The sequence below is a fragment of the Streptomyces sp. AcH 505 genome (assembly GCF_000818175.1).
Classification (GTDB): Bacteria; Actinomycetota; Actinomycetes; order Streptomycetales; family Streptomycetaceae; genus Streptomyces.
The window spans coordinates 2,387,803-2,396,175 of record NZ_JTIY01000001.1 but is presented as its reverse complement, the minus strand read 5'-3'; the positions used below and the strand labels follow the sequence as shown (position 1 = coordinate 2,396,175).

Genomic DNA, 8,373 nt, shown 5'->3' with positions numbered 1-8,373 from the left:
GGGCGGGGAACCAGCGGGCGCCCAGCCGCAGGACGCTGATGAACGTCATCGCGTCGCCGCAGCCGAGCAGGGCGCGTGACGCCAGCGCGGCGCCGTACGAGGGGGAAAGGGCGAAGCCGAGCTGTCCGACGGTGAACAGGACGACGCCGAGCGTCAGCACCTTCTTCGTACCGAGCCGGTCGACCAGCAGCCCCACGGGTATCTGCATGCCCGCGTAGACGAGCAGTTGCAGGATGGAGAAGGTGGAGAGCGCGGACGCGTCGATGTGGAAGCGGTCGGCCGCGTCCAGTCCCGCGACGCCCAGGCTGGTACGGAAGATGACGGCGACGAAGTAGACGGCGATGCCGATGCCCCACACCCAGGCGGCGCGCCGGCCGCCGGGCGGATCGCCGGGCAGCGTCGAAGAACCGGCACTGCTCCCGTTCCCCGCGCCGCTCGCACTGGCCGCGCTCACGGCACGTCACCCCTGACCAGCACCTTGACCCGGCCGACGTGGCGGCGCACGCACTGCGCCGCGCCCTCGACGTCACCCGCCTTGATCGCCTCGAACAGCTCGGTGTGCTCGGTGAGGTTCTTGGCGACACGGTCGGGGTGCGCCTCGATGATGGCGCGGCCCATCCGCAACTGCCGGTCCCTGAGCTGGTCGTAGAGCTTCGACAGGATCTGGTTGCCGGCGTGCCGCACGATCTCGGCGTGGAAACACCGGTCGCTGACGGACACGGCGGTCAGATCGCCCGCGGCGGCGTGCAGCCGCTGCTCGTCGAGCAGTTCCGCCAGCCGCTCGATCAGCCGCGCCGAAGCGGGCACGGCCTTGCGTACGGCGAACTCCTCGACCAGCAGGCGCGTCTCGACGACGTCGGCGATCTCCTGCGCCGACACGGCGAGGACCAGCGCGCCCTTCTTCGGGTAGAGCTTGATCAGCCCCTCGACCTCCAGCTTGAGCAACGCCTCGCGTACGGGGGTGCGGGACACCCCGACGGCCTCGGCCAGCTCCCCCTCCGTGAGGAGGGTGCCGCCTTCGTAGCTGCGGTCGAGCACGGCCTCTTTGACATGGCTGTAGACGCGCTCGGCGGCGGGGGGTTGCTTGACGGGCTGCTTCAGCATGCGCACAGCTTAGATACAACAGAGGTGCATCAGCATCGCCCGTCCGGGATATGGACCGGCGGCGGGCGGCCGGAATGCGGGAGCGCGACGGCGATGTTCCCACCCACGACCGACGGCCCTGCCGGGGCCCGGGGACGAACGACCGTGGAGGCAGCGATGTCGGGGGCAGTGATTGTCGGAGCCGGCCCGGGGATCGGCGCGTCGGTGGCGCGCCGCTTCGGACAGGAGGGGCTGCCGGTCACGCTGGTGGCCCGTACGGAGAAGTCGCTGCGCGCGGCTGCCGACGCCGTGGCTCCCACGGGCGCCGAGGTGCTGGCGCTGTCGGCCGACGTCACCGACGAGGACGCGCTGGGGGCGGCCCTGGACGCCGCGTCGGAAGCGTTCGGCGTACCGGACGCCGTGGTCTACAACGCGGCGGTCATCAGGCCGGACGCACCCGGCGACCTGTCGGCGCGCGGCCAGTTGGCCGCCTGGGCGGTCAACGTGGGCGGCGCGCTGACCACGGCGGCGCGGGTGGCGCCCGCGATGGCGCGGCGCGGCAGCGGCTCGTTCATCGTGACGGGCGGCATGCCGGAGCCGAAGGCGGAGTACGTGAGCCTCTCGCTCGGCAAGGCGGGCGTGCGGACCCTGGTGGAGCTGCTCGACCTCCGGTACGGCCCGTCGGGCGTGCACGCCGCTTCGGTGACGGTGACCGGCGCCGTCGCCCCCGGCACGGACTTCGATCCGGACGAGATCGCCGAGCACTACTGGCGGCTGCACACCCAGCCGCGCACCGCATGGCAGCGGGAGATCGTCCACACAGGCCGCTGAGGCACCGGCCGCTGACGACGCAGACCGCTGACCTCACCGGGCTCCGACCACAACGGGCGGGGCCCGGAACGGCGGGGCGTTTCTCGCTGGACAAGCACGGGCCGCGTCTCACACAGTGGCGCGCATGTCCTCTCTGGTACACCACATCGTGATCGACTGCTCCGACCCCTACACCCTGGCCGGCTTCTGGGCCGAAGCCCTCGAAGGCTCCCTGGCGGACGACGACTTCGCCGGGGATCCGGAGGCGCAGGTCACCTCGGCGGGCGCGAGCCTGCTGTTCGTCTCGGTGCCGGACGCCAAGGAGACCAAGAACAGGATCCACCTCGACATCCAGCCCCAGGACCGCACCCGCGACGAGGAGGCCGACCGCCTCTACACCCTCGGCGCCAGCCTCGCCGCCGACCACCGCCGCCCTGACGGCTCGGGCTGGCTGACCCTGACGGACCCGGAGGGCAACGAGTTCTGCGTGGTGCGCAGCGCGAAGGAACGTGCCTCCTGAGGCCGTTCACCCGTTGACCCACCCGTTGACCCGCCGCCCCGTCACTCGCGCTGCGCGCCGACCAGGGCCTCGCCCGCGTCCGTCCGGTAGTACAGCACCGAACGGCCCGCGCGGCGGCGGTGGATCAGGCGGGCGTCGAGGAGGATCTTCAGGTGGCGGCCGACCGAGCCGAGGGCCTGGCCGGTCAGGGCCACGAGCTGTGTCGTGCTCTTCGGGGTGTCGAGCAGGACGAGGACGGTGGCCCGTACGGGTCCCAGCAGGGCGCCCAGCGCCTCGGGGACCTGCGCCGCCGCCGGTTCGGCCAGCGCGCCAGCGCAGGGGTACACGGCGGCGTAGCGGTGCGGTTCGTCCCAGGAGACCCAGCCGGTGCGCGGCGTGACCGGTACGAACAGCAGCTGGGCGCCGGAGATCTCGCGCGGCGGGTGGTCGCGCGCGTTGATCTGTAGCCGGCCTTCGCCCAGCCAGCGCATCTCCGGCCTCAGCGTGTCCAGGGCAGCCGCCCAGCCGCCCCTGCCGAGCTGTTCGGTCCGCGCGACGATGTCGGCCTCGATGACGCGCCGGCGGCGCGGCCACTCGGGCAGCACCGTCTCGGTCCACACCCACTCCAGCAACGCGGCGGCGAGGCGCGGCAGATCGTCCCTTTCGAGTTCGGCGGGGAGCGGGCCGCCGCCCAGCGAGAAGGCCAGATCCGCGCGGGCCGCCGCCGGGGGCGTCCGGCGGATCCACGCCAGCTCCTCCTCGAAGGACTGTCCGCCGTCACCGGCGGGGGTGGGCGTGAGGAAGTCCGCGTTCCAGGAGCGGCAGAGACCGATCCGTACGAGCAGCGGCGCTGCCGGGTCGGCGGCCAGCCGCGCGCGGTAGGCGGGGCGGTACGTGTCGAGCCACACGCGCTCGCCCGGGTGCGCGGCCGATCCGCGCTCCAGGGTCTTCAGGCTCGCCGTGACCTCCGCCAGCGGAGACACCACGAACCTGCCGCCCGCGAGCGTGTCCGCGTTGACCAGCCACCAGCCCATTGTTTCGCCTCCACGCGAAACTCTAACGGTCCGCAGTCCAAGCGGCCGAGACTCCGGTCCATGCGCACCTACCGAGAGGTCTTCCGGACACCGGAGTTCACCCCCTTCTTCCTGACCTCCTCCGTCCAGGTCGCCGCCCAGACCGTGAGCGGCCTGGCCCTCGGCACGCTGATCTACGGGGCGACCGGGTCACCGCTGCTGTCCGCGCTTGCCATGTTCGGCCCGTCGCTCGCCCAACTGCTCGGCGCGACCACGCTCCTGTCCGCGGCCGACCGGCTGCCGCCGCGCGCCGCGACCGCCGGCCTCGCCCTCCTCTTCGGCCTCGGCACGGCGGCGCAGGCCGTCCCAGGACTGCCCGTGTGGGCCGCGTTCGCGATCCTGCTGGCGCAGGGGCTGCTCGCGTCGGTCGGCGGCGGGGTGCGGTACGGGCTGCTCAACGAGATCCTCAGCAAGGAGGGCTATCTGCTGGGCCGTTCGGTGCTCAACATGTCGTCCGGCACGATGCAGATCTGCGGGTACGCCACCGGCGCCCTGCTCGTCACCGCCCTGTCGCCGCGCGGCACGCTGCTCACCGGCGCCGGCCTGTACCTCGCCGCCGCGCTGGTCGCCCGGCTCGGCCTCGCCGCCCGGCAGGCCCGTGCGGCGGGGCGGCCGTCCGTCGCCGAGACCTGGCGGACGAACGCGCTGCTGTGGTCGGCCCGGTCGCGCCGGTACGTGTATCTCGCGCTCTGGGTGCCCAACGGGCTGATCGTCGGCTGCGAATCCCTGTACGTCCCCTACGCGCCCCACCACGCGGGACTCCTCTTCGCCTGCGCCGCGCTCGGCATGCTCGCGGGGGACACGCTGACCGGCCGGTTCGTCACCCCGCTGTGGCGCACCCGGCTCGGCCCGCCGCTGCGGCTGCTGCTCGCCGCCCCCTACCTGGTCTTCGCACTGCACCCTGCGCTGCCGGTCGCGGTCGCCGCCGTCGTCCTCGCGTCGGTCGGCTACTCGGCGAGCCTGCTGCTCCAGGAGCGCCTGATGGCCCTGACCCCGCACGAGTTGAGCGGCCACGCCCTGGGGCTCAGCTCTTCCGGGATGCTCGCCATGCAGGGCGTGGGCGCGGCGCTCGCCGGCGGCGTCGCCCAACTCACCTCGCCCGCGGCGGCGATGACGGCCATGGCCGCCGTCTCCGTGGCCGTCACCTTGGTGTTGGCGCCGGGACTGCGGCCGGGGAAGGCCGCCGCGTATGCCTAGGATTACGGACACACCTCACACGACGGATCGCACGGCATCGGAGGACGGGTGGCCGTTCAGCGGATCACGACCCGCAATGCCCGTTTCCAGCAATGGCACGCGCTGCTCGGCAACCGCAACAAGCGCAAGCGCCAGAACGAGTTCCTGGTCCAGGGCGTACGGCCGATCACGATGGCCGTCGAGCACGGCTGGACCGTACGGGCCCTGCTGTACGACGCGAGCCGCCCGCTGTCGCGCTGGGCGGAGGAACTGCTGCGCGGCATCAGCACCGAACGCGTCGCGATGGCGCCCGAGTTGCTGGCCGAGCTGAGCGAGCGTACGGACGGGGCGCCGGAGGTGCTGGCCGTCGTCGAGATGCGCCCGGACGACCTGACGCGCATCCCCGTGCACGACGCCTTCCTCGGCGTCCTCTTCGACCGCCCGACCCAGCCGGGCAACATCGGCAGCATCGTCCGCTCGGCGGACGCCTTCGGCGCCGACGGCCTGATCGTCACGGGCCACGCCGCTGACGTATACGACCCCAAGTCCGTCCGGGCCACGACGGGTTCACTCTTCGCGCTGCCCGTGGTCCGCACGCCCTCGCACCACGAGGTGACGGAGTGGCTGACCAAGGAGCGGGCCGGCGGCCACGCGGTGACGGTGGTCGGCACGGACGAGAACGGCGAGGCGGAGGCCTCGGACTTCGACCTCACCCGGCCGGTGCTGCTGCTGATCGGCAACGAGACGGCCGGCCTGAGCACGGCCTGGCGCGAGCTGTGCGACCACGTGGTCCACATCCCGATGACCGGCTCGGCCAGCTCCCTCAACGCGTCGAACGCGGCGACGGTGCTGCTGTACGAAGCGTCCCGCCAACGCCGTCGCTGAACGGGACGCTCACGCCGACCGCCGTCGCGGATCAGCTCGCCTTGCGCGGCTCTTCCTCTTCCTCGTCCTCCTCCCACTCGGTGTCGTCGTCCGCGTCTTCGGCCTCGGGGTCCTCTTCTTCGTCTTCTTCTTCGTCTTCGTCCTCGTACTCGCCGCCGTCGTCGTCGTCCTGGTCCTCGTCGGCCTCGTCCTCGGCTTCGAGCGCTTCCTCGTGGGTGACGACGACCTCGCCGTCGCGGATCTCGCCGCGCCAGCCCTCCGGCTCCTCGTCCGTGAGCGTGACGTAGCGCTGGAAGTTCTTGAAGTCCAGCCGCAGCCGCCTGCCTTGGGCGCGCCACAGGTTGCCGGTCTTCTCGAAGAAGCCGGCCGGGTAGTACTCGACCACGAGCACGATGCGGGTCAGGGACGGGGCCAGTTCGTGGAAGGTGACGGCGCCCTTGGTCGTGCCCTTGGCGCCCTCCGACTTCCAGATGATGCGCTCGTCCGGCACCTGCTCCTCGACCGTGGCGGTGAAGCTGCGGCTCGAAGGGCCGATCTTCGCCTTCCACTCGGACGTCACGTCGTCGTTCTTCGAGACGTCCTGCACACCCTTGGTGAAGCTGCCGAACGCGTCGTACTCCGTCCAGCTGTCGTAGGCGGTGCGCAGCGGTACGCCGACGTCCAGGGTCTCGATGATGCTCGTCACCTTGACGTCGCCCGCCTCCCGGTCGCTGTCGCCCCTGCCGACGGCGCTCTTGGCCTTGTCCACGACGTTGTCCTTCACGCCTTTCGCCTTGTCCGCCGCGAAAGCCTTCACCGGGCCGCCGATCGCGGGGAGTTTCCCGCCGTTCTCGGCGACATCGGTCAGCTGCGTGGTGACACCCGTCAGCTTGTCGCCGGCCTTCTCGGCCAGCTTGCCCACCTGGGAGCCGACGTACTTCGTGAGTTCTTCGCGCAACAGGACGAGAGTTGAGCTGGCCATGGCGAGCTACCTCCGTCGGTTGGAGCGCGGCTGAGCAGGAGCCTTCTTGGCCGCCTTCTTCGGCGCCGCCGCGGACTTCTTCGCGGGAGCGGCCTTCTTGGCCGGTGCCTTCTTCGCCGGTGCCTTCCTCGCGGGCGCGGACTTCCTGGCGGGGGCCGGCTTCGCGGGCTGGCGCCTGCGACGCCTCGGCGGCTCGGGCTCCTCCTCGGGCTCCTCTTCCGGCTCCTCGTCGGCTTCGTCCTCGGGTTCGCCCTCTTCCTCTTCCTCGTCCTCTTCCTCTTCTTCGTCCTCTTCTTCGTCTTCGTTCTCGTACTCGCCGTCGTCCTCGGAGTCCTCGGTGTCTTCCGTGTCTTCCGTGTCCTCGGAATCCTCCGCCTCGGCCGGCTCGTCCTCGTCCTCGTTCTTGTCTTCTCCGCCGCCAACTCCCGGCACCCGGCTGCTGATCGCGTCGGAGATGGAGCCCACCCCACGGCCCGCGACGGCCGAAACGGCCTGCCGCGCCGCGTCGAGCCCCTCGGTCTTTATCTGCTCCTGCAACTCGGCCACCTGCGGTACCTCACCGAGCCGCCGGACGCCCTCCGTGACCAGCTGCCGTGGGTCGAGACCGAGGCGCCTGCCGAGCAGGAGCGTCATCGTGGTGAGGGCGAGCCGACCCTTCTTCGTCCGGCCCAGTACGTAGCCTCCGGCCACCGCCGCGGCGAGCGAGACTTTCGTTTCCTGATCCATAAGTGCGGCACCTGCCCTGCTGATAGCTGTGCTTCGGCTCGCGGTCTCACGTCCCACTGTGCGCGGCATGGCGCAATGTCGCCATTCGGGTGAACAACCTCAAAACGTGACAGTATTAACAAACCGCACTTAAAGCGTACTGCTGAGGAGGCACTCGTATGCGCGAGGACGCAGAGAACGCCGAAGAGCCCTACGAGGAGGAGGAGTTCGACGCCGAGATCGCCGACGAAGCCGACGACGAGGCCGAGGACTCCGAGGCCCCCGAGGATCCCGACGAGGCCGAGGACGCTTACGAGGGCGAGGACACGTTCGAGGGCGAAGGCGAGCTTGTCGACGACGACATGGCCGAGAACTCCGCCACCCAGGGCGCTCCCGATGTGTTCCTCGACGTCCCCACGCTCCATGTCGACGAGATCAACCTTGAAGTCGAGGACCTACGGGCCCGTGTCACCCTCCAGGCCGAAGTGCTCGATCTGCTCAAGCTGAACGTCGGCGCCGACGTGGACCTCGGACGGGTGCAGCTCACAGTGAAGGGCGTCGACGCTCAGGCGCAGCTCAAGGTGCGGCTGCACCATGTCGCGGTGATCGTCAACCGGGTGCTGACCACGATCGACCGCAATCCCCAGATCCTGGAACAGCTCACCCGCGGGGTGGGTTCGGCGGTCGAGGAGATCGGCAGCGGTACGCGGCAGGCCGTCGGCGAACTGGGCCATGGCGCGGGCGCCGCCGTCGAGGACGTCGGGCAGGGCGCGGGGGGCGCGGTCCAGGATGTCGGCCGCGGCGCAGGCGAGGCCGTACAGGACGTCGGCAAGGGCGCGGGGGGCGCGGTCGAAGGTGTCGGCAAGGGGGCAGGCGAAGCGGTGGAGGGCGTCGGCAAGGGCGCGGGCAAAACGGTGGAAGGCGTCGGCGAGAAGGCCGGCGACGCTGTCGGCAAGGCGGGCGACGTCGCCGGGGACGCCGTCGGGGACGCCGCCGAAACCGTCGAGGACACCGCCGGGCAGGCCACGGAACAGGCCACCGACACCGCTGAGCAGGCCACCGAGGCCGCGGGGGCGGCCACCGACGGCGTACGCGGGACGGCCGGGCGGACCGGCGAGAGGACGGCCGAGCGGTCCGGCGAGATCGCCGGTACGGCAAAGGCGAGGCGGCGCAAGCCGGCG

10 protein-coding genes are annotated in these 8,373 nt (G+C 71.3%); 5 read left to right on the top strand and 5 right to left on the bottom strand.

The annotated features are described in order from the left end of the window. Together HY68_RS11090 and HY68_RS11085 are read right to left on the bottom strand one after the other, a co-directional pair. The coding region (locus HY68_RS11090) for an MFS transporter (RefSeq protein ID WP_041987559.1) at nucleotides 1–454 on the bottom strand (454 nt) is incomplete at its 3' end. After that, entirely contained in the window at nucleotides 451–1,104 is a 654-nt protein-coding gene (locus tag HY68_RS11085) for a GntR family transcriptional regulator (protein WP_198533253.1), read from the bottom strand. The genes HY68_RS11090 and HY68_RS11085, both read right to left, overlap by 4 nt. 156 nt (nucleotides 1,105–1,260) lie before the next feature. On the opposite strand from HY68_RS11085, the gene HY68_RS11080 reads away from it, so the two are divergent. Next, entirely contained in the window at nucleotides 1,261–1,914 is a 654-nt protein-coding gene (locus HY68_RS11080; protein WP_041987555.1) for an SDR family NAD(P)-dependent oxidoreductase, read from the top strand. 124 nt (nucleotides 1,915–2,038) lie between these two features. Beyond that, nucleotides 2,039–2,413 (top strand): VOC family protein, encoded by a 375-nt coding sequence (locus HY68_RS11075; RefSeq protein WP_041987553.1) that lies wholly within the window; start codon nucleotides 2,039–2,041, stop codon nucleotides 2,411–2,413. Nucleotides 2,414–2,454: 41 nt separating this feature from the next. Here HY68_RS11075 and HY68_RS11070 read toward each other — a convergent pair whose 3' ends face one another. After that, complete coding sequence (locus tag HY68_RS11070) at nucleotides 2,455–3,426, bottom strand: ArsR family transcriptional regulator (protein ID WP_041987552.1); 972 nt, start codon at nucleotides 3,424–3,426, stop codon at nucleotides 2,455–2,457. 60 nt (nucleotides 3,427–3,486) lie between these two features. Here HY68_RS11070 and HY68_RS11065 point away from each other — a divergent pair, with 60 nt between their 5' ends. Together HY68_RS11065 and HY68_RS11060 are read left to right on the top strand one after the other, a co-directional pair. Continuing rightward, nucleotides 3,487–4,662, top strand: a complete 1,176-nt coding sequence (locus HY68_RS11065; protein WP_041987551.1) for a membrane protein — start codon at nucleotides 3,487–3,489, stop codon at nucleotides 4,660–4,662. Nucleotides 4,663–4,710: 48 nt separating this feature from the next. Continuing rightward, nucleotides 4,711–5,526 (top strand): RNA methyltransferase, encoded by an 816-nt coding sequence (locus HY68_RS11060; RefSeq protein ID WP_041987550.1) that lies wholly within the window; start codon nucleotides 4,711–4,713, stop codon nucleotides 5,524–5,526. 31 nt (nucleotides 5,527–5,557) lie between these two features. Here the strand turns inward: HY68_RS11060 and HY68_RS11055 are convergent, their stop codons facing one another. Both HY68_RS11055 and HY68_RS42705 read right to left on the bottom strand, forming a co-directional pair. After that, on the bottom strand, nucleotides 5,558–6,487 hold the full coding sequence (locus HY68_RS11055; RefSeq protein ID WP_041987549.1) for an SRPBCC family protein: 930 nt from the start codon (nucleotides 6,485–6,487) through the stop codon (nucleotides 5,558–5,560). A 6-nt stretch (nucleotides 6,488–6,493) separates the two neighbouring features. Beyond that, on the bottom strand, nucleotides 6,494–7,213 hold the full coding sequence (locus HY68_RS42705; protein ID WP_041987547.1) for a hypothetical protein: 720 nt from the start codon (nucleotides 7,211–7,213) through the stop codon (nucleotides 6,494–6,496). Nucleotides 7,214–7,554: 341 nt separating this feature from the next. Here HY68_RS42705 and HY68_RS43660 point away from each other — a divergent pair. After that, nucleotides 7,555–8,373: senescence-associated domain-containing protein (locus HY68_RS43660; protein ID WP_241778761.1), on the top strand; the 819-nt coding region annotated here is incomplete at its 3' end.

What these genes read in the sequence shown, in the direction of transcription:
- HY68_RS11080 (WP_041987555.1), top strand. Translation starts at nt 1,261, where the DNA reads ATGTCGGGGGCAGTGATTGTCGGAGCCGGCCCGGGGATCGGCGCGTCG.
- HY68_RS11065 (WP_041987551.1), top strand. Translation starts at nt 3,487, where the DNA reads ATGCGCACCTACCGAGAGGTCTTCCGGACACCGGAGTTCACCCCCTTC.
- HY68_RS11075 (WP_041987553.1), top strand. Translation starts at nt 2,039, where the DNA reads ATGTCCTCTCTGGTACACCACATCGTGATCGACTGCTCCGACCCCTAC.
- HY68_RS11055 (WP_041987549.1), bottom strand. Translation starts at nt 6,487, where the DNA reads ATGGCCAGCTCAACTCTCGTCCTGTTGCGCGAAGAACTCACGAAGTAC.
- HY68_RS11085 (WP_198533253.1), bottom strand. Translation starts at nt 1,104, where the DNA reads ATGCTGAAGCAGCCCGTCAAGCAACCCCCCGCCGCCGAGCGCGTCTAC.
- HY68_RS42705 (WP_041987547.1), bottom strand. Translation starts at nt 7,213, where the DNA reads ATGGATCAGGAAACGAAAGTCTCGCTCGCCGCGGCGGTGGCCGGAGGC.
- HY68_RS11070 (WP_041987552.1), bottom strand. Translation starts at nt 3,426, where the DNA reads ATGGGCTGGTGGCTGGTCAACGCGGACACGCTCGCGGGCGGCAGGTTC.